Genomic DNA, 23,635 nt, shown 5'->3' with positions numbered 1-23,635 from the left:
AACGTGAGCTCGAGTCCTTAGTGGCGCGACTGGCGCGGCTATCACTGGCTGATCACGAAGCTATTGAACAAGCTCTAAGGGAATTACAAGCGCAACTGGCCTTACAGCAGCAAAAGCTCGACCAGTTGCAAGAATTACGTATCAATCTTGAGGCTGAGCGCCGGGCAGTGGATGCCCAATGTAAGCGTCTGGATGCGCAGCAAGATGCGACGCTGGCGGCGCTAGAAGAGTCTGAGGCTAATTTAGCGGCTCTGGTATCTCTATGGCAGGATTTTGACTTCGACAGCGCGATAGCGGAAGCGGATGATTGGGCCGTTCGCCGAAACTTGGCGCAACTTGATGCCGAGCATGCAGAGGTCAGGGCTGGCCTGGGTAAAAGTCTACGAAAAATTGATGCACTCCTGATGGAGCATAATCTGGCGGCCGCAGGTGCCGATAGGTTGTTGTTTGAGCCCAATTTGGCAGAGCTGCACTGCGAGCAAAATTTCAGAAATGTCTGTGCATTGCAACGTCAATTAGACGGCCTATACAACCGTTTGAAAAACAATATTTTGGCTACGCGCCAAGCAGATATCAGTGCCATGCGGGCCAGCTTTAACAACGCTTTTGTAACCAACCTGTGCCATGCCATTTATCAGGCGATAAACGACGGTAAGCAAACACTGGAACAACTAAATGCCGAGTTGGAGCACCATCGGTTTGGTGCAGATCGCGAGCGGTTTTATTTTGGTTACAGCTGGATCCCGGAATTTAAAGAGTACTGGCAGTTTTTCAAGGCAGTCATAGATAACCCTGCACTGGGGGATGGCGAATCGCTATTTGAGATGGCGCTGGACAAGAAGCACCTTCGGGTGCGCGACAAGCTCATGGCTATGCTGCTGGATGACAATGAGCAGCAAGCGTTGAAAGAACTGGGCCGCTTGGCCGATTATCGAAACTACCGTCGCTACGAAATTTACAAAGAGCCTGAAGGTAAAGCGCCCATAGCGCTGAGCCAATATGGCACTGGCTCGGGCGGTCAGCTGGAAACCCCTGCTTACATTATTCGCAGCGCGGCAATAACCTCGGCATTCCGCTTTAATGAAGGGCGCAACCACTTGCGGATGGTGTTGGTGGACGAGGCGTTCAGTAAAATGGATGAGCACCGCTCCAAGGAGGTGATCAATTATTTGACCGAATCCCTAGGGCTTCAGCTGATGTTTATTATGCCGTCGAGTAAATCGGGGCCCTTTCTGGATCTTATCAGCAACCAATTTGTGTTTAGCAAGTGCGCCACCGCACAACCTATTGGCGAACTCCATTCACGGGTGCTGGTAGACCGCCAGGTGCTTAATCGCGACGCGGTGCGAAGTTTAATGGATCAACACCGCCAGACGCTCAAACACCAGGCCAGTATTGATTTTCTGGATGAGTTGGCCGAGCTGGAGGCCGCGGCGGACTGACCAGTGTGATGGTCGCGCCGTCACTGAAAATCCCTGCCGACAGTTTGCGCACTGACTTAGCCTGCCCTAGGCTTACATCGAGTTGGTAGTGGGCGAGGTGAATGGGCACCATGTGGCGGAGCGTGATAGGCATTGGTGCCTTGCTGTTGCTGTTTTCTGTCGCCAGCATGGGGCAAATACTGGCTACGGCGCAAGCACCTGTTGAAATAGGGGAGCCGCCGCTGTCTGTTTCCGTAGGGCAGCATCTGCTCTATTTCGAAGACCTCTCTGGTGGGGTGGATTTCAACGCCGTCAAATTAGTAGCCGAAGATGCGCACTGGCGACCGGTACCGGACCGGGATGCCACGTTGGGCAGTGTGCGCAACCCCGTTTGGCTGACTGTAAAACTGCGCAATACGGGTCGCACGACGCGCTGGCTCATCAGTTTTCAGAACGCCAGTATTGATTCCTTTGAGGTGTATATCGAGTCTAAGGGCGAGCTATTGGCGAGCCATCGGTTTACCGCTGCAATGCCAGTGGAGGCGCGCGCCTTTCCGAGCCCAGACTATGTGGTACCTATCCAGGTAGAGCACAATCAGACGATCACCCTGTGGTTGAGAGCGCACGCCAGCGGATGGTTGGATTTACCGACCACGGTCTGGGACGTTGCTAGCTATCACCATGTATCCGCAGAGCGTGGGGTGGAGGCTGGAATCTACTACGGCATTGCGCTTGCCATGATTTTGTACAATGTATTTCTGTTTGTTGCACTGCGTGACTGGTCCTATCTATTTTATGTAGGATTCACATTTTGTCTCACACTGTTTTTTGCCTCTATTGACGGTATATTGTTTACTTATTTGTTGCCGATATTGCCCTCTGTTCAGGTCACGGGGCAGGCTTTTTGGTCGGCTTTGACGCAGCTGTTTGGCTGCGCATTCGCCGCTTCCTTTCTCTCGTTAAAGTCGCGTGCACCGGCAGTGTACGCATACTTTCAAGTTTTAATGCTACTTTGCTGTACGCCCTTGCTGCTAGCGCTATTTGTGGATGCCAGTTACGTGTTTGATGTATCTGTCGTTACGGCAATGATTGCATTTACCAGCTTTATTTTTGCCGGAGCCTACGTCTGGCGAGCGGGTTACAGTTACGCTAAGTACTTTACCCTGGCATGGGCACTTTTATGCATTGTAGTCGCTTCAATGTGCGCAATATTAGTAGGCGCAGCGGAAAGTAGTATTAACGCACTTTGGCCCTGGTTTCGCGCCAGTGCGGTGGCAGAAATGATGCTGCTGGCGCTGGCACTGGCGGCCAGAATACAGTTTATACAGGATGCACAAGCGCTGGTGGTGCACGAAAATCAATCCAAGTCAGATTTAATTGCCCGTGTATCACAGGAAATTCGCACGCCCATGAATGGCATTTTGGGCATGTCTGAATTGTTGCGCGAGCATTTGCAAACAGACACCGCCAGACAATACAACAACCTTATTTATCAGTCGGGTTCTGCACTGCTGGGAATTATTAACGACTTATTAGATCTGGCAAAAATACAGTCGCAAAAGATTGTGTTAGAACAGGTTAGCTTTAATTTACACCAGTTGTGTGAGGAGTGTGTCGCGGCCTATAAACCCAAGGTCGATGGTCAATATGTAGAGTTGCGCTGTGTTATTGCCCCGGATGTACCCTTGTACGTTAGCGGTGACAACACGCGTTTACGGCAGGTGTTGATGAATTTTTTATCCAACGCTTGCAAATTTACACGTCGCGGCGAAGTCGTATTGAAAGTCTCACGTGCTGGCGACGAGCTTCATCCAGACCGGCTCAAGTTTGTGGTGCGCGATAGTGGTCCGGGCATCGAAATAGAGCGCGCCGCCAGTCTTTTCGATGCTGAAACCGTGGGTTTGGACGGTGCCTCGGGCAAAGGCCGGGGGTTGGGACTGTATATCAGCAAGCAGCTCGTCATGTTAATGGGCGGCAAAGTGGGCGTGTCCAGTTTGCCGGGTGATGGAGCGACCTTCTGGGCGCTGCTCAGCTTGACGCCCATCAATGCCTCTGAGCTTGTGATATCGGAGCGAGATGGGCGGGTGCGGTTTCAGGCTCATTTAAGCATCTTGGTCGCGGAGGACAATCGCGTTAACCAGGTGGTGATTGAAAAAATGTTAGAGCGCCTGGGCCATAACGTGGCGCTAGTGGATAATGGCGAGCAGGCTGTCGCGCTCTTTCAAGGTCAAAAGGGGCGCTTTGATCTGATACTGATGGACTGTGATATGCCGATCCTCGACGGCTTTGAGGCGACGCGGCAAATACGCGCGATGTGTGTTGAGCAGGGCTGGCCTCAGGTCCCCATATGGGCGCTTACGGCCCATGTACAGCCAGAAAGCAAAGCCCAGTGCCTGGCCGCCGGCATGAATGATTACCTCAGTAAGCCCATTCAATCGGGGCGTTTAGCGCAAGCTCTAAAAGGGGTAGAGCAAATGGTTCAAATGGTATAAACAGCCGCGGCTTGCCACTTTACCCTGATCATATATTGATCTAGTATGTTCGTTCGTACCAGTTGTTGCATTGGCTAATCGCGTAGTTTGACAGGGGAAGGCCAAGGTAATCTATTGCGGAGTTGCCGCGGGTACGCCTATATAAGTCGTTGAAATTCAAACGGTTGTCTTAAAACAGGAAAGGTTGACTCTCGCCAAGGAGCAAGGCACATGGCTTACTTTGATACCTCAGGACTCACAGTACGGGAAATCTACCATCGCCATTTTGGTCTGAGCCGGTTGATCTATTTCGCAGCTAATCGGCTCTGGTTGGGTTTTGGTGAAAATCGCGAGTTGCTCTCAGCGCCCGATGTGCGGGGCTACCCAGATTTAGCCAAGCTATTTCTTGTGACCTACCTCGATCAAGATCAGCTCACCTATCTACAGATTTTAGAGCCTGGCTTTTGCCCCGACTGCTTAGTGCTGCCCAATCGCAGGGCGTCGGCCTGAGCTTATTCTGCGCTTGCCACTAAAAGTTTTGACTGATGGCCCAGCTGAGGGCTTTGGTGATGGGGCATCGAATGCTCGACGCTAACACTGCGCGTAGTAAGTCACTTATTTTTCTGAAGAGTCTTGATGAGCGCCGCCAATGCTTTTTCTAGCTCTGCCGCCGCCACCGGATTGTTTTGCACGGCCAGCCACTCTTGCGCCGATTGGGGTGCGTAGAACCAGCAGGCCTGACCAAAGGTAAGATTTTTCCCGCATGAGGATTTCAGGTAAGGGTTCAAACCATAGACGCTAAAGTCGAGTTGATTTTCCTTAATGGCCACTGCCCGGCCGTCTTCGGGATCACTGCGCCGGAGTGTTTGAATGCGGTGTTCGCGCGTTACAATTTCAAAGTATTCCCCTTGTGCCTGCGGCAGCGCGTAAAAGCGCAATAAGCTGTTGATGTGGTGGGTCAAGGCCGCTTCGGGGCTGGGTGTTTTATACAGGGCGAGCAGTCGCTGCTGGTAGGCTGCATCTGATTGGTCTGCGGTAAAGCCACCCCATTGAATTTCAGGTTGCGAGTTCGAAGTGTCGCCCTGCACAAGTCTTTCCAATTCGGTAATCTGGCCCAGGCTTTGTCGATAGAAGCGACCGCTTTTACCGCATTGGTTGACGTAGCTCCTATAGTGAATCAGGGCTTTGCCATAGTGGCTTTTACGCTCGAGCAGCAGGGCTTGAAAATAGTGATACTCGGGGGGCGGTGTAATGTCGAGTTGGCTAACCTGTGCCAAATAGCGCGATGCGTCTGTTAATTGGTCTTGTGCCAGTGCGTGCTCAGCAGCCATCACCAAGCGGTCCGCTTCGAATTCTGGCGCAAGTGCATTGCTGGCGGCATGGCCATTGGCGATCAGCAAAGCGCTCAGGCAGCAACCAATAAGCACACTAATCCATGCAGCGTAGATGCTTAGCCGTTGCCGGCGCGAGCGAACATTCAGTTCAGCCATCTGGCAGCTCCTACCATTCACTTAACGGCGTCCACAATACAATGTAATCACTCAGCTAGGATAGCTGGTTAAACAACCACTTCGCTCTCGTTAAACGTACAATTGACACAGACCGACTAAACATAGCACTGGGTGGGCGTGCACAGCAATAGCAGTTTAACGACGGATCATTAAACTGCCTTATTGCGTCAATTGGCGTGAAACTAGCGATTAATCTCTACCTAGAGACCATCTCTGGCATGTTTTTTTGCTAGATTGGCGCTGTATCAACAGTTGGTTTGGGAAGCTTACTAAGCGCTTAGCCCGCCTCGTCAAAGTGCTGAAACTCGTCGCTATCTGGTTGCTCCTGTTCGAGAAGCGTATTTTTATTGACGTGACGCTTGGCCCGCTGCTTGGCCGCGAGCTCTTTGATGGATCGCTCGGCTGTGGCAAAAACCTCCCTGACGGCAATCTGAACTGTGTCGTCGGCGTGGCTTAAATTGACGGTTTTACCGGCTTGGTGAATTTCCAAACTGACGTGGAATTCGCTGCCTTTGTGGTGGTGCTGATGTGGCGCGGTGATCACCACACGCTGTACACTCAGTCGATCAGAAAGCCGATTTAACTTATCGAGCTTCTTTTGAATAGTGGCACTCAATGCCGGTGACGCTTCCAAATCTCTGTACACAATTGTCGCAGCTGACTTCATAGAAGTGCTCCTTGGTTTACGTGACTTTTCTGGACGTCCTGATTTACATATTGTCACTCTTATTCAGAATTACAATAGTTTTTAAAGAAATATTGCGAATATATTCTGGGAACTATTGGTCGTTCAGTAAGTCGTGGGCGGCTGAACCTAATGGGGCGTCAGGCGGGGGTTGAAATACTATTCACGGCCCATATATCTCTAGTGCGCTGCCAGAAACTGGGGCGCACCTACGGCTGGATCAGTGGATCGGCCCCCTTAAATTATTGCTCTGAATAGAGGATAACACTATGAGAAACTTTGATTTGACCCCCTTGTACCGCTCTGCCATTGGTTTTGATCGCCTTGCTGGAGTATTAGATTCTCTGAGTCGCGCTGAGCAAAGCCAGCCGGCCTATCCGCCTTACAATATCGAATTGACAGGCGAAGACGCCTACCGTATTTCTATGGCCGTTGCAGGCTTTTCTGAGCAGGAGATTGATATCCAAGTCGATCAAAATAAATTGACCGTGCTTGGGCAGAAAGCCAGTAGCGCCAAAAAAGGGCAGTATCTGCACCAAGGTATTGCAGAGCGAAATTTTGAGCGCCGCTTCCAGTTGGCAGACTATGTGAAAGTAGAGGGCGCCAGCATGGAAAGCGGGTTGCTGCACATCGATTTAGTCCGCGAAATACCGGAAGCCATGAAGCCGCGAAAGATCGTAATCAGTCAGTCTACGTCAGCTTTGAAAGTTGCGTAAAGGTCGCTGCTGAATTCAACCGGAAAATGCTAAATAGTCAAGGCCGTTGCCCGCTCTGTTATTGGTGCGGCCCTTGTAAATATTTTCAGGACAAGCGCCGAACATACTGGCAGTGTGAGCGCTGCCAGTTGGTGTTTGTCATGCCAGATCAGCAGGTCAGTTGCGATCGAGAAAAAGCCGAGTACGATTTACACGAAAATGCCGAAACCGATGCCGGCTATTTAAAATTTCTTCGCCGTTTAGGTGATCCGCTCGTCGATAAACTGGTTCCGGGTGCACGGGGATTGGATTTTGGTTGTGGGCCAGGGCCTGCGTTGCAGCAGTGGTTACTCGCTCAGGGCTTTCACGTAGCCGTATACGATAAATTTTACGCCCAAGATCCGAGAGTCCTGCAATTAAATTATGATTTTATTTGCGCTACGGAAGTGGTTGAGCACCTGGCGCAGCCAGGCCTCACACTCGTTGCACTTTGGCAGCGGTTAATGCCAGGCGGTTTAATGGCGTTAATGACCAAGCGAGTAATCGATCAACAGGCATTCAGTACTTGGCACTACAAAAATGACCCCACCCATATCGCTTTTTTCTCAGACCCAAGCTTCGCTTGGCTGGCTAAGTCGCTGGGTGCAGAATTGACGTTCGTGGATAGCGACGTGGTTTTCTTGCGTAAACCCGCCGCGCCCGCAAACAATGTCGCCCACTAAACGGCACTAAACAGCTTGGCCCTGACTGTGGTGCGGTATTCCGATGGTGTTGTCGCCAGTAACTTTTTAAATAACCCCGTGAAGTGGCCCATGTCGTGGTAGCCTACTTTAAAGGCAACCTCGCTGATGGAAAGGTTGCTGGTCTTCAGTAGGTCCTTTGCCGTTTCTATTCGAATCTCTTGTAAATACTGAAGCGGCGATTGACCGGTGGCCGCCTTAAAGCGCCGGTTAAAAGTGCGCACACTCATGTCAAAGCGCTCGGCCACTAAGCTGAGCTTTATTTCTCTGCCGTAATTGTCCTGCAACCACATTTGTGCCTGCATGATTTCTTCGTCGGGGTGATGCCGAGTGCCGCCGTCAAAGTAGCTGGTGGTTTCATAAGAGCGCCGAATTTCATGGGAAAAGTGGCGTTCTACGTGCAGCGAAACAGGCTTGCCGTACATGCGCTGAATAAAGTGCACCGTGAGATCTGCCAGCGCATTCACACTGGCCGCACAATAGAGGCTGCCGGCCTGAGATATAAAATACTGTCGCTTTAGGTGGACCTGCGGGTAATCCTTTTGAAACTGGTCGAAGTAGTACCAGTGGGTGGTCGCCGCCTTGTCATTGAGAAGTCCGGCTTCCGCTAGAAAACACACACCGGTGCCAACGGCACTGATGGTTACACCATTTTCGTATTGCGAGCGAAGCCAGGTGAGCAGCGCCTTGTTTTTGCGGATGATTGGCCGGGGATTGCGCCACAGGCTGGGAATAAAAATCATATCGGGTTGCGGCGCAGATGCGAGATCGTACTCGGGCATTAGGGCAAAACCTGCGCGGGTCACCACGGGTGCCTTGTTCACCGCTACGGTGTGAATTGCCAGGCGTTTGACCTGGCGGCTTTGGCTCAGGGCGGCACTTTCGGCGGCCTTCAGCATTTCTATGGGTAGAGTGGTACCGGTGGCGAGCATGTGCTCGCAGAGAACAAAGGCAATTTGGTGCATAAGATTTCACGCGTTGCTGTGGGCTTAGGTCAAGAATCCGGCAAACAAGCGTTTGGCTTATATGCCGGTGAGTTTTGACCGAACAGGCCGCCATCCTAGGCCCTCAAAATGGCCACGGGCAAGGGATAATCTGGTAATTTGGCTAGAAATGCAAAATTTGCGACCAAAATGCCGTAGTATACAGGGCTCTGAGTTTCTACACTCCGCTCATCGACGCGCTGCTTGGCTGAATGACACGGGCCGCCGCAGGCGATCAGTCAATTAAGGAGTTCAGGCACCCCATGGTGAAATTACCCGTTATTGTGGGCTTTGGTGGCTTTAGTGCCGCCGGGCGCAGTTCCGTGCACCACGCCTATCGGCGCACCGTTATCGATAGCCTCGATACCGCTTCGCGCGAAGAGACGCTACTGGGCTTGATAGCCATGATGAAGCTCGTGCGCTACGACGAGGACAGTGGCCTGTGGTTGGATCTTGGCGCACCGCAAGACCAGCTTTTGGACCGCGCGGCTGTGCTGGCCAAATACACCCAGGCAGCGCTAGACGGCACGTTGATTCGCAAGATAGAGCGCCGATATTTTGATGTGGACGCCACCGAGTGGCATAAAAATGTCCCCTTGGCGCCGGAGGGGCAAGTGAGTTTTATTACCCGCGAGCGGGATCTGCCCGAGCCGCTGCCGGCGGCGTGGCAAACGGAGCCCTTGGCCGATGAGCCGGGTCGAGTGCGGGTCATTATTACCGAAACCCTCGAGGCAAAAATTGATAGCACCCGCGAGATGCCTGTTAAAGCGGCGGGTCAGCTGCCTAGCGGTTACGACCCGGCTGATCACTACAATGCCCGGTTCCATCCGCGTGCCCTGCAATTTGCCATCGTTGGCGCCTCAGACGCCGTGCACTCGCTAGGGATTGACTGGGCGCAGGTGGTGGACGCCGTTAAACCCGATGAAATTGGCGTGTATGCCAGCAATGCCATGAGTCAGCTGGATGAAAATGGGTTTGGCGGCATGATGCAGCAGCGCCTGAAAGGCGGGCGGGTCAGCGCCAAGCAGTGCCCGCTGGGATTGAATACCATGCCGGCCGATTTCGTAAACGCTTACGTTTTGGGTAGCGTGGGGCACACAGGAGCCATAGTGGGCGCCTGTGCGACGTTTTTGTACAACCTGCAGGCGGCCGTGAATGACATAGTTGCCGGCCGGCGCCGGGTTGCCGTTGTGGGCAATGCCGAGGCGCCGCTGTTGCCGGAAGTTATCGATGGCTACGGCGCCATGGGCGCACTGGCCAGCGACGAGAATCTACGTAAGCTGGATGGCTTGCCCGCTGACGCAGAGCCTGATCACCGGCGCGCGAGCCGCCCATTTGGCGACAATGCTGGCTTTACCATTGCCGAGTCCACTCAGTATGTCGTGCTTATGGACGATGCACTGGCACTTGAGCTAGGTGCGGAAATACACGGCGCGGCGACAGAGGTGTTTGTGAATGCCGACGGCTACAAAAAGTCCATATCGGCGCCGGGGCCGGGCAATTACATTACCATGGCGAAGGCGGTGGCCAGTGCAGTGGATTTGCTGGGAGCTGAGCGCGTGCGCAAGCACTCCTTCATTCAGGCTCACGGCTCGAGTACCCCCGCCAACCGAGTCACAGAAAGCGAAATATTCGATCGTTTAGCTGCGGTGTTCGGAATTGAAAACTGGCCTGTGGCGGCGGTAAAAGCCTATGTGGGCCACTCACTGGCGCCTGCGAGTGCCGATCAATTGATTTCGACCTTGGGGGTTTTCAAGTACGGCATTATCCCGGGCATTAAAACCATCGCACGGGTGGCTGAGGATGTGCATGCCAAGCGCCTGCACATTCCCTTGGCGGATCTGGATTGTCGCGAGCGCGCGATGGATGTAGCGTTTTTAAACTCCAAGGGGTTTGGCGGCAACAATGCGACCGCCACGGTTGTGTCGCCGCGCATTGTGGAAACGCTGCTAAAAAACCGTTACGGTGAGGCGGCCTTTGCCGCTTATTGCGCACGTCGCGAAGGCACGCGTGCGGCCATTGCGGCCTACGATCAGCGGGCCACGCGCGGGCAGTTTGACACTATCTATCGCTTTGGCGAGGGTATGATCGATGAGGCGGCACTGGAAATTTCCGATACGCAGTTAAAGGTGCCGGGTTTTGCGCAGCCTGTGGAGTTGGTGGTGCCGAGCCCCTACAAAGATCTGCTCAACAAATAGCGGGCACTTTGGTTGCCGACATAAAAAATGGCGCCCTCGGGCGCCATTTTTGTCGCTGCGAGCTTAAAGATAATTAAAAATGAGCCTTCAGTGTAATGTAGGGGCCAGTGTACTCGGCATCGATATCGAGACCTTTTACGCTGGACAGATTCTTCTTTTTGTAGCCCAGTTCTGCACCTACTGAGGGGATACTGTCGAGCATGTAGCTGATACGCGCCGAGTATTCGGTAAATTCCGTATCGTCGTAACTGCCGCCTTGAAATTTTGCGCCCACAGAAAGGCCGGTGAAAGGTAAATCAAAATTGGCATCGCCGTACACCATTGGCAGGTAGGTGTTGACGGTATCTCTGTTAATTTCTGAGCCGCCCAGTTCTACTACGGAGCTGCCATCGTAGCGGCGCACGCCCAGGCCTAAATCCAGGCTAATCCAGTTATCCAACAGCTCGTAATAGCCGATCACGTCGGTGGAACTCAAGTCCGTAAGGCTGGCCGCGGGCACAGTCACCAAGGTGGTGTTGCCTTTGTGAGACAGTTCATCGTATTGAATTCGCACGTTGGGCAGCAGGGGAATAGGGTGTTCAAAGGCCGCGTAAAAAAAGCGGTTGTTGGCCTGCTTGTAATTCAGTTCGTCCATTGAGTAGCTGTACAGCTGGCCGTCTGGATCATTTTGCCACTGGCCAAGGCCCAGATGCAGTCCCAGGGCGTCGGCGAGTGCGACTGATGAACTCAAAGACAAAACGGCGAGCGCGGACAGTGTGCGTGTGTAATTCATGCGGGTCTCCATCAAATGGAACAGTGGGTAGCAATGCGCCAGGTTAAGGGTCGCCTGCCGGTGATAATGGGGCGCATTATAGCCATAGCTGGCGGGAAATTAGCGCGGAATTTACGATAAATGTGATCGACAAAGCGTCAAAAAGGCGCGCGCTGCGTTGCTTTGCGAGCGCTGCGTATGGCGAATGCAGCCTAGCTTGCGCACGATCGGTGTAGTCGGTGCCGGGCTTAGCACGGCCAGGTCCTGGGTGATCAGTGTTTTCGGCAGCAGGCTCCAGCCCAAGCCAATGGAGACCATCATTTTAATGGTGTCTAAGGAATGGGTGGTCATACTGATGGACAGGGTGGCGCGTGCGCGGTCAAACAAAGACTGGATCAGCGCGGTGGTATAGGTGTTGGCATCGGGCAGAATGGCCGGGTGTTGGCTGAGGGTGTTCAGTGATAATTGCGATGCGTGTTGACTTAGAAAGTGGTCTTTGGCGCAGGTAAACACCAACTCGTCTTCCCACCAGGGCTCGGCCTCTATTTGCGGCGTAGTTTCCGGGTTCAGCGTAACGATCGCGAGGTCGTGTGCACCTTGGCCAATTTCCTCATAGGCGCGCTCACTGTCCATAAAACGCAGGTTCAGATCGACCTTTGGGTAGGCGTTGGCAAAGTCCTTGAGTAGGGGGGGTAAGCGGTGCAGGCCGATGTGATGGCTGGTGGCAATGGTTAGTTGACCGCGCACCTCGCCGCCCAGGTCGTCAATCAATCGCTGGCTGTCGGCCACAGCTTGCAGAATACTGCGCGCCCTGGGCAGCAGAAGGTGGCCAGCTTCAGTGAGCTGTATTTTGCGGCCAATGCGATCAAACAGCCGACAATTGAGCTGTTGCTCTAAATTTGCCACTCGCTTGCTGACGGCCGGTTGGGTAAGAAAAAGTTGCTGGCCTGCCTTAGAAAAAGAGCCCAGCTCAGCGACGGCGCAAAATGCCTGTAAACTTTGTGTATCCACCCTGAATATTGCCTCCGTTGCGTTTTTCTTGCACAGACTGTGCGTCTTTCCGTGCATTCTAGAATGGAATTGATTACATGAAAATAATGAATTTGTGTTATTTGGTGGGCACTCTTAAACTGGCGCAAACATTAAGGGCTGTGCTGGCCGTAACGGCCTGGCAGCAAGGGAATCAGTGAGGGAAGTCATGGTAGCCAAAACCCTGTACGACAAATTGTGGGATGCCCACTTGGTCAAACAGCGCGATGATGGGTCGGCATTAATCTATATCGATCGCCATATCATTCATGAAGTCACCACGCCGCAGGCCTTCGAGGGGCTGCGCCTGGCTGGGCGCAAACCCTGGCGCGTGGACTCCATATTGGCGACCCCTGACCACAATGTCCCCACGACACCCACTGAGCGGGCCGCTGGTGTCGAAGGTATTGCCGACCCAGTGTCCAAAATTCAGGTGCAAACGCTGGATGACAACTGCGATGAATTTGGCATTGTGGAATTTAAAATCAATGACCGGCGCCAGGGCATAGTGCACGTCATTGGCCCTGAGTCGGGTGCCTGTTTGCCGGGTATGACGATTGTTTGCGGGGACTCCCACACGGCTACCAATGGTGCTTTGGGAGCGCTGGCGCACGGTATCGGCACCAGTGAGGTGGAGCACGTGATGGCGACCCAATGCCTGGTGGCCAAGAAAATGAAAAACATGTTGGTGCGCGTAGACGGCCAGTTGGGCGCTGGCGTGACCCCTAAAGATGTCGTATTGGCCATTATCGCCGAGATCGGCACCGCCGGCGGTACGGGTTACGCCATTGAATTTGGTGGCGAGGTTTTTCGGTCCATGTCGATGGAGGGCCGAATGACCGTGTGTAACATGGCCATTGAGGCAGGTGCACGCGCCGGCATGGTGGCGGTGGATCAAATTACGCTCGATTACGTCAAGGGCCGAACTTACGCCCCAAGTGCCGAGCAGTGGGATCGCGCGGTGGCGGAGTGGTCGACCTTGCACAGCGACGCGGGTGCGCATTTTGACAAGGTGGTTGAACTGGACGGCAGCAAAATTGCGCCGCAGGTCAGTTGGGGCACGTCCCCTGAGATGGTATTGCCGGTGGGTGCCTCGGTGCCCGATCCCGTCGCGGAAACTGACCCGGTCAAGCGCGAAGGCATTGAGCGCGCCCTGCGCTATATGGGCCTGCGGGCCGGTCAGCCCATTGCAGAAATTAAAGTCGACCGCGTCTTTATCGGCTCTTGCACCAATTCGCGCATTGAAGATATCCGTGCAGCTGCGGCTGTGCTGAAAGGGCGCAAGGTGGCCAGCACGGTTAAGCAGGCGATGGTTGTGCCCGGCTCGGGCGTGGTGAAAGCACAGGCGGAGGCCGAAGGGCTGGACAAAATTATCCTCGCGTCGGGCGTGGAGTGGCGAGAGCCGGGCTGTTCTATGTGCCTGGCCATGAACGCCGATAAGTTGGGCAATGGCGAGCACTGCGCCTCTACCTCAAACCGCAATTTTGAAGGTCGTCAGGGCTACGGTGGGCGCACCCATCTGGTCAGCCCCGCCATGGCTGCCGCGGCAGCAGTTGCTGGCCATTTTGTGGACGTGCGCACTTTCGATATTCAAGGCTAAGGAGTAAACCATGAAAGCATTTACCACTGTGAGCGGTGTGGTGGCGCCAATGGATCGCGCCAATGTCGATACCGACATGATTATTCCAAAGCAGTTTTTGAAATCCATTAAGCGCACGGGTTTTGGAAAAAACCTGTTCGACGAACTGCGCTATTTGGACGAGGGATTTCCCGATCAGGATTGCAGCAACCGGCCGTTAAACCCCGACTTTCCGTTGAATCAGGCGCGCTATCAGGGTGCCAGTATTTTGCTGGCGCGCAAAAATTTTGGTTGTGGTTCCAGTCGCGAGCACGCGCCCTGGGCACTGGATGACTATGGTTTCCGGGCGGTGATAGCGCCAAGTTTTGCGGACATTTTCTATAACAACTGTTTTAAAAACGGTCTCTTGCCGATCGCTTTGCCCGAGGCGGATGTAGACGCTCTGTTTGAGGCGCTCTACGCCGAGCCCGGTTTTTCGCTGACCGTTGATCTGGCCAGCCAGGAAGTGCGCGCGCCCGACGGCAAGGTTTACGCTTTTGAGGTAGATACCTTTCGCAAGCAGTGTTTGCTGCAGGGGTTAGATGATATTGGACTGACTCTGCAGGAGGCCGATGCGATTAAGGCTTACGAAGCGCAACGCAGAGTGTCGGCGCCTTGGTTATTTGATGCGATAGTGCCCGGCCGCTAGCGGAGGCTTGTTGGGCGATCGGGCGTTAAGTGATGGCGCCGTTGTCGGCAATATTGTAAGGCGCCAGCAAAGATTAATTACGCAAAATGAAGGCCCAAATCTTGTTGGGCATACAAAAGGAAATGAGTTGTGTCAAAACACATTTTAGTCTTGCCCGGTGACGGTATCGGGCCCGAAATCGTCAAGCAGGCGCGCAAGGTATTGGACCGGATCAACGGTCAGTTTGACCTGGGCTTAGAGTTCACCGAAGGCCTGCTAGGCGGCGCTGCAATTGACGCCTGCGGCGTGCCGCTGGCCGATGACACATTGGCCCAGGCGGCGGCCTCGGATGCCATTTTAATGGGCTCAGTGGGCGGCCCCAAGTGGGATAAGCTCGATCGATCCATACGTCCCGAGAAGGGCCTACTAAAATTGCGCTCTGAACTTAAATTGTTTGCCAATTTGCGCCCAGCGCTACTGTATCCGCAGTTGGCTGACGCCTCCACGTTAAAACCCGAAGTGGTTGCAGGTCTCGATATCCTGATTGTGCGCGAGCTCACCGGCGGTATTTATTTCGGAGAGCCCCGCGGTATTCGCACGCTGCCCAACGGCGAGCGGGAAGGTTTCAATACCTACAAATACTCGGAAAGCGAAATTGAACGCATTGGGCGCAATGCCTTTGAAATGGCCATGAAACGCAGCAAGCGCTTGTGCAGTGTCGACAAGGCTAACGTGCTAGAGGCGACTGTATTGTGGCGCGAAGTCATGGACCGGTTGGCGCCCGAGTACCCGGAGGTGTCACTTTCGCACATGTACGTGGACAATGCGGCCATGCAGCTGGTGAAAGCGCCTAAACAATTTGACGTAGTGGTTACGGGCAATATGTTTGGTGATATCCTCTCCGATGCTGCGGCTATGTTAACGGGCTCCATTGGTATGTTGCCGTCGGCATCGTTGGATAAAAACCGGCGGGGATTATTCGAACCCTGTCACGGATCAGCGCCGGACATCGCCGGTCAAGATCTGGCAAACCCCCTGGCGACGATCTTATCTGCGGCCATGATGTTGCGTTACTCGTTGGATCGGGAAGACGCAGCGCTGGCCATTGAGCAGGCTGTTTCAAAGGTTTTGGATCAGGGGTTGCGCACCGGCGATATTATGTCGGCGGGTATGACTCAGGTGGGCACTGAAGCTATGGGCGACGCAGTTGTCGCGGCACTTTAATTTACTATTTACAGGTTGAAAACGGAAATGCGAGTTGGATTTGTTGGTTGGCGTGGCATGGTGGGCTCGGTGCTCATGGAGCGTATGGTGGCAGAGCAGGACTTTGCCCACATTGAGCCGATATTTTTCACCACATCGAATGTGGGCGGTCAGGGACCGGATATTGGTAAATCGATCCCCAGCTTGAAAGATGCTACCGATATTGATTCGCTCAAGGCCATGGACGCCATCGTTTCCTGTCAGGGGGGCGACTACACCAACAGCGTCTTCCCCGCGTTGCGCGAAGCCGGCTGGGAAGGCTATTGGATTGATGCGGCCTCAAGTCTGCGCATGGCGGAGGACGCCATCATCGTGCTCGACCCGGTCAACCTGAATGTGATCAAAGACGGCCTAAGCCGCGGTGTGAAAAATTTCATTGGCGGTAATTGTACTGTCAGCTTAATGCTAATGGCCATCGGCGGTTTGTACCGCGAGGGGTTGGTGGAGTGGGTGAGCTCCATGACCTATCAGGCGGCCAGTGGCGCCGGAGCGCAGAACATGCGCGAGTTGATTGCGCAAATGGGGCGTATTCACCAGGATGCCCAATTGCTGCTGGATAACCCCGCCTCGGCAATCTTGGACATCGATCGCCAGGTGGCTGCCAGTATGCGTAGCGAAGATTTCCCTGTGGCGAATTTTGGCGCGCCGCTGGCGGGCAGCCTGCTGCCCTACATCGATAAGCAATTGGATAACCGCCAAAGCCGGGAAGAGTGGAAGGGGCAGGCCGAGACCAACAAGATTCTTGGTCGCTCTGCCAACCCGCTGGCGGTGGATGGCTTGTGTGTGCGCGTGGGCGCAATGCGTTGTCACAGTCAGGCATTAACTATCAAGCTGAACAAGGATGTGCCGCTGACAGACATCGAGCAGATTCTAGCCTCGGCGAACGATTGGGTCAGTGTGGTGCCCAACACGCGCGAGGCAAGTCTGGCGGGTCTAACGCCGACGGCGGTGACTGGCACACTGTCCGTGCCAGTGGGTCGCCTGCGCAAAATGAACATGGGGCCCGAGTACCTGTCGGCGTTTACAGTGGGCGATCAATTGCTGTGGGGGGCTGCGGAACCGCTGCGGCGCATGTTGCGGGTCTTGCTGGAAAAATAGCGGATTGTCGTCAAAAATGAGGAATCTAAGGGTCGCAGTTGCGGCCCTTTGGCATTTGGTGGGTAGTGAATCCCAGAGTCCCCGCCTTAGGGCGAATTTTTAGTTAAAAGCCTGTGTAATCAGCGAGTTAGCATATTGCGTCCCATTGCCACAAGGTGTGACCTCTGCCTCAGATGCCGCGAGTGCTTAGCACTATAGTGCCGGCCTGAGCCACACCGACGCCGCGTCTCTGGTAAAGCTGTGGGTGTTTCTGCGCTTGGCTATCGGGTCAAATGTTGATAAAAAGCTATTTATAATGCAGACTTACGAGCACTATTGAAGATATATTCTAGGTTTGTAGTCTAACTTCATGACCGTTTTGGCTCTCTGAGACTTAAGGCCATCGCCAGCCATGGGTTTCAAGGTGCAGTATCGCGACGTTAACCAGGTGCACTTGGCACTCAAGGTATACAGCGGTGGGGCAGGAGTCGGGGAGATAATAAAAGGATCGTCATATGCGTCTTCGTAAGTTGGCTTTATCAATTGGGGTGTCAGCCGCGCTGGTCTCCAATCTGGGTTTCGCCCTTGGACTGGGTGAGATCAAGCTCAACTCGGCATTGAATCAACCGCTCGATGCTCAAATTAAGCTCCTTCAGGTGCGCGATCTGAGTGAAGAGGAGATCATCGTAAGTTTAGCTTCGCGCGAAGCTTACGAGCGCGCCAATGTGGAGCGCTTGTTCTTCTTGAGTGGCATGAAGTTTGAGGTGGTACTCGACGATCCAAACAATCCGCATATCCGCGTCACCACCAGCGACAATGTGCGCGAGCCCTATTTGAATTTCTTGTTGGAAACCCAGTGGCCCACTGGCCGTATGCTTCGTGAATACACGGTGCTGATGGATCTCCCGACCTTTAGCGAAAAAAACCAAAAGGCCGTTGCAGCGCCTAGCCAGACGGCGCCGGCAGCTCAGCCCGTGCGTCCCCGGCCCACCGTGCGCGCGGCCCAGCCAGCACCCGAAGCGCGCCCCAGTGCTCAGCAGCCAGCGGTATCTCAGACTGCAAGTGGCGGTGACTACGCCGTGCAGGCCAACGATACCCTGTGGAATATTGCCTTGGCCGCGCGACCCGACCGCAGCTATTCAGTGCAACAAACCATGCTTGCCATTCAGCGCTTGAACCCAGACGCCTTTATCAACAACAACATTAACCTGTTGAAAAAAGGCCAGGTATTGCGCCTGCCCAGTGCCGATGAAATTAGTTCTCTGAGCACCCGCCAAGCCATTAACGAAGTGGCCTATCAAAATAGCCAGTGGAGCGGCGGTGCTGCGCTGGAAGCTAGTCGCCGAAGCGGCGCCGTGTCCGGCCGCGAAAGTGGCCGCGAAGGTCGCGTGCAGCTCAGCAGCGGCGGTGCCCGTACAGATGCAAGTACCGGTGGCGGCCGCGGTCGCAATGTCGAGGTGCTGGAAAATGAGCTAGCCATTGCGCAGGAAGAGTTGGGCGCGGCGCAGCGTCAAAATGAAGATTTGCGCACCCGTGTCACCGATCTGGAAGACCAGATCCAAACCATGGAGCGCTTGCTTGAAGTTACCAATGAAGAGTTGCGAGCGCTGCAGTTGGCAGCCGGCCAGGCCGTGGACAGCGAGCCCGCGCAGCCCGAAACCACGCCGGCACCCGTAGAGCCGACGCCTGCGGCCACCCAGGAACAGCCCAAGCCAGCGGCCAGCACCGTGGTTCGCAGCAGCCAGCCAGAGCCGTCGCTAATCGACACGCTGATGGACAATATTTTGTACATCGCCCTGGCATTGGCGGCTTTGCTGGGCGGTTTGTTCTTCTGGAAGCGCAAGCAGGCGCAAGAGGGCGAGCAGGACGACGAGCTGGATTTCTACGAAGAGCCGGAAGAAGAGCAGGAAGATGACAATCCCTTCGCGCTGCCTGATGACATGCAGGACGACGCCGAGGAAATGCCCGAAGAACCAGAGCCCGAAACCTTCGAGGAAGTGGAAACCGCAGAGGCGGAGACCGCAGATGTTGCTGCAGAGGCCGATATTTACATAGCCTACGGCAAGTACGATCAAGCCGAGGAGATGCTGTTAAAGGCGCTGGCGCGCGAGCCTGGGCGCAGCGACGTTACGCTCAAACTGCTAGAGGTTTACGCAGAAACGAAAAACCTGGAGGCCTTCGATCAACACTACGCGGGCTTGTTGGAGCACGGTGATCAGCTGAGTCAGCAGCGCGCTGAGGAATTGCGCGATTCAATACCGGGCGCCGGAGAGTTTGATCGCACACAGGTGCAACCTGTGGCCGCTGCCGCCGCCACGGCAGCAGTAGCCGGCGCGGCCATGGCCGACTCCGCTGATGAAGTCGACGACGTTGACCCGCTGCAAAGCTTGGCGCAAGAGGGTGCTGAAGACGGAGAGTTTGATGCGCTTGAAGGGCTAGAAGATTTGGACGCAGGCTTTGGTGAGCTTAGTGAGTCAGACGATGTGTCGCTGAGCCTGGACGAAGACTTAGAGGATCTGGATTTCAATCTGGATGGCTTAGATGATGCTGAGCCTGCCGAAGAGGACTCGCTGTCGCTGGATTTAGATTCGGCGCTGGAAGAGAGTGGCGACGAGGAAGCGTTCAGTTTGGATTTGGGCGACGCGGAGGATGATGAAGATTTTGCGCTTGACCTGGAGCTAGATTCCGCCGATGCAAGCGCTGAACCCACCGAAGATCTAGAGGCGCTGGCCGAATTGGATCTCGATGGAGAGGACGACTTTGCCCTGTCGTTAGATGGCGATAGTGCAGAGAGTGATGCGGGTGGTCTACAAGACGCAGCGCCCGAGTCGCAAGCCGAGGAATTTACCTTGAGCTTGGACGATGCTACCGCAGAGAATGCGGCCGTCGAGGACGAGCCTTTTGATTTAGGTGACTTGGAGGCGCTGTCCGACGAGGCGCCGGCTGATGAGGCGGACGATGATACCTTCACGCTCAGTCTGGACGGCGACGATGGGCTAGATGCCCCGCTTGCCGAATCGCCTGTTGTCGAGTCGGCGCAGGACGAGGTGTTTGATCTGGCACTGGATGACGAGTTGACCCTGACCGAGGCGACCGGGTCAGTGGCGTCCGACAGTGCGAGTGACGATGAGGAGTCAGAGACGCTGACCGTCGAGGCCGACGATTTTGACAGCGCGGGCGATTTTGGCGATGTGGATCTCGAAGCGCTGGATCAGGAAATGGAAACCCTCTCGGCGGATCTGGATTTGGATGCTGACCTGGCGGCGCTGGACGATGAGGGGCCTGAAGCCCCCGCGGAAGAGCCCGAGTTTGATATCAGTGCCGACCTTGGTATCGAAGAGGGAGCCGATGAGTTGCCGCCGTTAAATGCGGACGACGATGTGTTTGAGCAGGCCATGGCCGATACGCCGGAATCCGATGAGGATGAAGGTGTGGATGCAGAACTGGGCTTCTTGGCAGACAGCGACGAAGTGGCCACCAAGCTCGATTTGGCCCGCGCCTACATAGATATGGGCGACAGCGAAGGTGCGCGCGATATTCTGGACGAAGTGCTCGAAGAGGGCGACGATACCCAGAAAGGCGAAGCGCAGGAACTGATGTCGCGTATCGGCTGATCTCAACTTGCCAAAAGGCCCTGCAGGCGTTAGCGTGCAGGGCCTTTTTTATGGGCGCGGCGCCAGGGGTAACACGTGCAAAAACTCTATACACCTAACTGCGAAATTACCGGGGGCCTACAGCTCCCGGAGGGCGTGCGCAGGGTGGCTTTGGCGGTGGAATACCACGGCGGCGCCTTTCGCGGATTCCAGCAGCAGGAGTCGGGCGTGCCCACAGTCCAGCTGGCGCTGCAGGAAGCCCTGTCGCAAGTGGCGAATGAGCCCATTTCCCTGGTGTGCGCCGGGCGCACAGATGCCTGCGTGCATGCCACCAATCAGGTTGTGCATTTTGATACGCGCGCGACTCGCAGTGCCAAAGCCTGGACTGCCGGTGTAAATGCCAATCTGCCTGCCGGCGTGGCAATCAAATGGGCGGCCGAAGTGCCAGCCGAGTTCCACGCGCGTTTTAGCGCACGCGATCGCACCTACCGGTACATTATTTTCAACTCGCCCTTTCGGCCGGCGCTGTTTAACGATCAATTAACTTGGTGTCGCGAGCCGCTAGATGTGGGTCGAATGCGCGCCGGTGCCGCTCACCTCATCGGCGAGCACAACTTTAACGCTCTGCGGGCGGCGCAGTGCCAGGCGCGGCATCCAGTGCGTCACATCAAGCGTATAGATTTGGCCCAGCGCGGCGATCTGATTGTGATGGAGGTCAGTGCCAATGCATTCTTACACCATATGGTTCGCAATATCGCCGGTGTGCTGATGCGCGTGGGCAAGGGCTGGGCTGAACCCGAGTGGGTGGCGCAGGTTTTGGCCTCACAAGATCGCACTCAGGCGGCTGAAACGGCGCCACCTTACGGGCTTTATCTGGTGAGCGTTGCCTATCCAAGTGAGTTCGGGATTCCAGAGTTTAGCCCCGGCCCGTGTTTTCTGGCCGAAAAGCTGGGTGGTTTTAGCCGTTAACCTGCAGTGTTGGCGGGTCTTTTCTGCTAGTATTCGGCCTCGATTTCAGAGGTCTGCTCGCCGGGACGGGAAATAGCTTTGAGCCTGAGTGGAATACCCCAACAGCGCACGCGTATTAAAGTGTGCGGTTTAACTGAGCCGGCCAATGCGCGGGCCGTGGAAGCCTGTGGGGTCGATGCCATCGGCTTGGTGTTTTACGAACCCAGTCCGCGGGCGGTAACCCCCGAGCAGGCCGCCGTCATAGCGGCGCAGCTGGGTCCCTTAACTCATCGCGTAGGCCTGTTTGTAAATGCCACTGGCGCGATCGTGCGGTCCACCGTAGCGCGGGTAGGGTTAACGGTTTTGCAGTTTCACGGCGATGAAACCGAGGCATTTTGCACAAGTTTTGGACTGCCTTATTTTAAAGCTTTACGCATGAAGCCGGGGTTAGATGTGGCGGCGGCCATGGCCGGCTTTGAAAGTGCGGCGGGTTTTTTATTGGACGCCTACCGGCCCGGCGTGCCGGGTGGCACCGGCGAGCAATTTGATTGGGGCCGCGTACCGCAAGCTGCTCCACGTCCCATCCTGCTGGCCGGCGGCCTGACTGCCGAAAACGTGGCCCAGGCGATAGCGGCCACGGGTGTTTACGGGGTGGATGTCAGCGGTGGCGTAGAGTCGGCGCCCGGCGTGAAAGATATCGCCAAGGTGCAAGCATTGGTTGCCCAGGTGCAGCGGGCAGATGGACAGCGCAAGCAAATTTAGAACGTCTTTTGGCAACGGAGTTGAATGTGTCAGACCTAGAAAACAAGCAAGTGGATTTCGATGCGGTACCGGATGCTAAAGGTCGGTTCGGCGACTACGGTGGGCGCTTCGTCTCCGAAACGCTGATACATGCGCTGGATGAACTGGACGCCATGTATCGCCGCCTGAAGAATGATCCAGATTTCCAAGCGGAATTTGACCGCGACTTGGCGCACTATGTGGGCCGACCCTCGCCCTTGTATTTTGCCGAGCACCTCACCGCCAAAGTGGGCGGCGCGCGAATTTATTTAAAGCGCGAAGACCTTAATCACACGGGCGCGCACAAGGTGAACAACACCATTGGTCAGGCGCTACTGGCTAAGCACTCGGGTAAACAGCGGGTGATCGCCGAGACCGGTGCTGGCCAGCACGGCGTGGCCACTGCGACAGTTGCCGCGCGCCTCGGGCTTAAGTGTCAGGTGTACATGGGTGCCGAGGATGTGCGCCGGCAGGCGCTGAATGTTTACCGCATGAAACTGTTAGGTGCCGAGGTCATCGCCGTCGAGTCTGGCTCGCGCACGCTCAAAGATGCCATGAATGAAGCCATGCGCGATTGGGCTACCAATGTTGACGACACCTTTTATATCATCGGTACAGTGGCAGGCCCTGCGCCTTATCCGGAATTAGTGCGGGATTTTCAATGCGTGATCGGCCGCGAAGCGCGGGCGCAATCGCTCGCGCAAATTGGCAGGCTGCCGGATGCGCTGGTGGCCTGTGTCGGCGGTGGCTCTAACGCTATTGGCTTGTTTCACCCCTTCTTGAAAGACAAAGATGTCGCTATCTACGGTGTGGAAGCGGGTGGTGATGGTGTTGAAACAGGGCGCCATGCGGCGCCATTAAACGACGGAATTCCCGGTGTATTGCACGGCAATCGCACCTACCTAATGGAAGATGAAAATGGCCAGATCATCGAAACCCACTCGGTGTCGGCCGGCCTGGATTATCCGGGCGTGGGGCCAGAACATGCGTTCTTGAAAGATGCGGGGCGCGCGCAGTATGTCGCCATTAACGACGACGAGGCGCTGGCGGCATTTCGCACTTTAACGCGGGTGGAAGGCATTATGCCCGCGCTGGAGTCCAGCCACGCCGTGGCCTATGCCATGAAGTTGGCGCGCACGATGGACAAAGATCAAACCATTGTGGTCAATCTCTCTGGCCGCGGTGACAAGGACATTTTAACGGTGGCCGATATCGACGGCATCACTGTGTCAGGCGTGAAGTAG

Annotated in this window: 19 protein-coding genes; 14 read left to right on the top strand and 5 right to left on the bottom strand. The window is 55.0% G+C overall.

Annotated features, from left to right (window positions below):
• The 3 genes from ACW8F6_RS02045 to ACW8F6_RS02035 form a co-directional block, all read left to right on the top strand.
• On the top strand, positions 1-1,442 hold a 1,442-nt coding region (locus tag ACW8F6_RS02045), incomplete at its 5' end, for an SbcC/MukB-like Walker B domain-containing protein (protein ID WP_491574172.1).
• A gap of 101 nt (positions 1,443-1,543) precedes the next feature.
• A complete protein-coding gene (locus tag ACW8F6_RS02040; protein ID WP_491574171.1) occupies positions 1,544-3,913 on the top strand; it encodes a 7TM diverse intracellular signaling domain-containing protein in 2,370 nt (789 codons plus the stop codon).
• Positions 3,914-4,123: 210 nt separating this feature from the next.
• Entirely contained in the window at positions 4,124-4,402 is a 279-nt protein-coding gene (locus ACW8F6_RS02035) for a hypothetical protein (RefSeq protein WP_491574170.1), read from the top strand.
• Between the two features lie 101 nt (positions 4,403-4,503).
• Here the strand turns inward: ACW8F6_RS02035 and ACW8F6_RS02030 are convergent, their stop codons facing one another.
• Positions 4,504-5,382, bottom strand: coding sequence for a hypothetical protein (locus ACW8F6_RS02030; protein ID WP_491574169.1), 879 nt, complete (start codon positions 5,380-5,382; stop codon positions 4,504-4,506).
• A gap of 298 nt (positions 5,383-5,680) precedes the next feature.
• On the bottom strand, positions 5,681-6,070 hold the full coding sequence (locus tag ACW8F6_RS02025; RefSeq protein ID WP_491574168.1) for an HPF/RaiA family ribosome-associated protein: 390 nt from the start codon (positions 6,068-6,070) through the stop codon (positions 5,681-5,683).
• A 287-nt stretch (positions 6,071-6,357) separates the two neighbouring features.
• Here ACW8F6_RS02025 and ACW8F6_RS02020 point away from each other — a divergent pair, with 287 nt between their 5' ends.
• Both ACW8F6_RS02020 and ACW8F6_RS02015 read left to right on the top strand, forming a co-directional pair.
• Positions 6,358-6,804, top strand: a complete 447-nt coding sequence (locus tag ACW8F6_RS02020) for an Hsp20 family protein (RefSeq protein ID WP_491574167.1) — start codon at positions 6,358-6,360, stop codon at positions 6,802-6,804.
• Positions 6,805-6,944: 140 nt separating this feature from the next.
• Positions 6,945-7,505, top strand: a complete 561-nt coding sequence (locus ACW8F6_RS02015; RefSeq protein ID WP_491574166.1) for a class I SAM-dependent methyltransferase — start codon at positions 6,945-6,947, stop codon at positions 7,503-7,505.
• On the opposite strand, the gene ACW8F6_RS02010 is transcribed toward ACW8F6_RS02015, so the two are convergent.
• Positions 7,502-8,488, bottom strand: coding sequence for a GlxA family transcriptional regulator (locus ACW8F6_RS02010; protein WP_491574165.1), 987 nt, complete (start codon positions 8,486-8,488; stop codon positions 7,502-7,504). The two genes, ACW8F6_RS02015 and ACW8F6_RS02010, sit on opposite strands and share 4 nt — an antisense overlap.
• A gap of 281 nt (positions 8,489-8,769) precedes the next feature.
• On the opposite strand from ACW8F6_RS02010, the gene ACW8F6_RS02005 reads away from it, so the two are divergent.
• On the top strand, positions 8,770-10,704 hold the full coding sequence (locus ACW8F6_RS02005) for a beta-ketoacyl synthase (protein WP_491574164.1): 1,935 nt from the start codon (positions 8,770-8,772) through the stop codon (positions 10,702-10,704).
• A 73-nt stretch (positions 10,705-10,777) separates the two neighbouring features.
• Here ACW8F6_RS02005 and ACW8F6_RS02000 read toward each other — a convergent pair whose 3' ends face one another.
• A complete protein-coding gene (locus ACW8F6_RS02000; RefSeq protein WP_491574163.1) occupies positions 10,778-11,476 on the bottom strand; it encodes a TIGR04219 family outer membrane beta-barrel protein in 699 nt (232 codons plus the stop codon).
• A gap of 111 nt (positions 11,477-11,587) precedes the next feature.
• Positions 11,588-12,466 carry a LysR family transcriptional regulator gene (locus tag ACW8F6_RS01995; RefSeq protein ID WP_491574162.1) on the bottom strand — a complete coding sequence of 293 codons (879 nt, stop codon included), beginning with the start codon at positions 12,464-12,466 and terminating at the stop codon, positions 11,588-11,590.
• A gap of 187 nt (positions 12,467-12,653) precedes the next feature.
• Here ACW8F6_RS01995 and leuC point away from each other — a divergent pair, with 187 nt between their 5' ends.
• The 8 genes from leuC to trpB all read left to right on the top strand — a co-directional run bounded on the left by leuC (position 12,654) and on the right by trpB (position 23,635).
• Complete coding sequence (gene leuC, locus ACW8F6_RS01990) at positions 12,654-14,084, top strand: 3-isopropylmalate dehydratase large subunit (protein ID WP_491574161.1); 1,431 nt, start codon at positions 12,654-12,656, stop codon at positions 14,082-14,084.
• Between the two features lie 10 nt (positions 14,085-14,094).
• The gene (gene leuD, locus ACW8F6_RS01985) at positions 14,095-14,751 is read left to right on the top strand and encodes a 3-isopropylmalate dehydratase small subunit (RefSeq protein ID WP_491574160.1); all 657 of its coding nucleotides are present in this window, start codon (positions 14,095-14,097) and stop codon (positions 14,749-14,751) included.
• A 129-nt stretch (positions 14,752-14,880) separates the two neighbouring features.
• Positions 14,881-15,954: a 3-isopropylmalate dehydrogenase gene (leuB, locus tag ACW8F6_RS01980; RefSeq protein ID WP_491574159.1), complete on the top strand. Its 1,074-nt coding sequence runs from the start codon at positions 14,881-14,883 to the stop codon at positions 15,952-15,954.
• 27 nt (positions 15,955-15,981) lie between these two features.
• Complete coding sequence (gene asd, locus ACW8F6_RS01975) at positions 15,982-17,091, top strand: aspartate-semialdehyde dehydrogenase (RefSeq protein WP_491574158.1); 1,110 nt, start codon at positions 15,982-15,984, stop codon at positions 17,089-17,091.
• Between the two features lie 494 nt (positions 17,092-17,585).
• On the top strand, positions 17,586-20,684 hold the full coding sequence (locus tag ACW8F6_RS01970) for a motility hub landmark protein FimV (RefSeq protein WP_491574157.1): 3,099 nt from the start codon (positions 17,586-17,588) through the stop codon (positions 20,682-20,684).
• A gap of 75 nt (positions 20,685-20,759) precedes the next feature.
• Positions 20,760-21,632 carry a tRNA pseudouridine(38-40) synthase TruA gene (gene truA, locus ACW8F6_RS01965; RefSeq protein WP_491574156.1) on the top strand — a complete coding sequence of 291 codons (873 nt, stop codon included), beginning with the start codon at positions 20,760-20,762 and terminating at the stop codon, positions 21,630-21,632.
• Positions 21,633-21,710: 78 nt separating this feature from the next.
• On the top strand, positions 21,711-22,373 hold the full coding sequence (locus ACW8F6_RS01960) for a phosphoribosylanthranilate isomerase (RefSeq protein WP_491574155.1): 663 nt from the start codon (positions 21,711-21,713) through the stop codon (positions 22,371-22,373).
• Positions 22,374-22,399: 26 nt separating this feature from the next.
• Positions 22,400-23,635 (top strand): tryptophan synthase subunit beta, encoded by a 1,236-nt coding sequence (gene trpB / locus ACW8F6_RS01955; protein WP_491574154.1) that lies wholly within the window; start codon positions 22,400-22,402, stop codon positions 23,633-23,635.

The organism is Simiduia sp., assembly GCF_058345725.1.
The sequence above is the reverse complement of the archived record's forward strand: the minus strand, read 5'-3'. Positions and strand labels throughout refer to the sequence as shown.

Coding starts and splice junctions, on each gene's coding strand:
- ACW8F6_RS02040 (WP_491574171.1), top strand. CDS start 1,544: ATGGGCACCATGTGGCGGAGCGTGATAGGCATTGGTGCCTTGCTGTTG.
- ACW8F6_RS02035 (WP_491574170.1), top strand. CDS start 4,124: ATGGCTTACTTTGATACCTCAGGACTCACAGTACGGGAAATCTACCAT.
- ACW8F6_RS02030 (WP_491574169.1), bottom strand. CDS start 5,382: ATGGCTGAACTGAATGTTCGCTCGCGCCGGCAACGGCTAAGCATCTAC.
- ACW8F6_RS02025 (WP_491574168.1), bottom strand. CDS start 6,070: ATGAAGTCAGCTGCGACAATTGTGTACAGAGATTTGGAAGCGTCACCG.
- ACW8F6_RS02020 (WP_491574167.1), top strand. CDS start 6,358: ATGAGAAACTTTGATTTGACCCCCTTGTACCGCTCTGCCATTGGTTTT.
- ACW8F6_RS02015 (WP_491574166.1), top strand. CDS start 6,945: ATGCCAGATCAGCAGGTCAGTTGCGATCGAGAAAAAGCCGAGTACGAT.
- ACW8F6_RS02010 (WP_491574165.1), bottom strand. CDS start 8,488: ATGCACCAAATTGCCTTTGTTCTCTGCGAGCACATGCTCGCCACCGGT.
- ACW8F6_RS02005 (WP_491574164.1), top strand. CDS start 8,770: ATGGTGAAATTACCCGTTATTGTGGGCTTTGGTGGCTTTAGTGCCGCC.
- ACW8F6_RS02000 (WP_491574163.1), bottom strand. CDS start 11,476: ATGAATTACACACGCACACTGTCCGCGCTCGCCGTTTTGTCTTTGAGT.
- leuC (WP_491574161.1), top strand. CDS start 12,654: ATGGTAGCCAAAACCCTGTACGACAAATTGTGGGATGCCCACTTGGTC.
- leuD (WP_491574160.1), top strand. CDS start 14,095: ATGAAAGCATTTACCACTGTGAGCGGTGTGGTGGCGCCAATGGATCGC.
- asd (WP_491574158.1), top strand. CDS start 15,982: ATGCGAGTTGGATTTGTTGGTTGGCGTGGCATGGTGGGCTCGGTGCTC.
- ACW8F6_RS01970 (WP_491574157.1), top strand. CDS start 17,586: ATGCGTCTTCGTAAGTTGGCTTTATCAATTGGGGTGTCAGCCGCGCTG.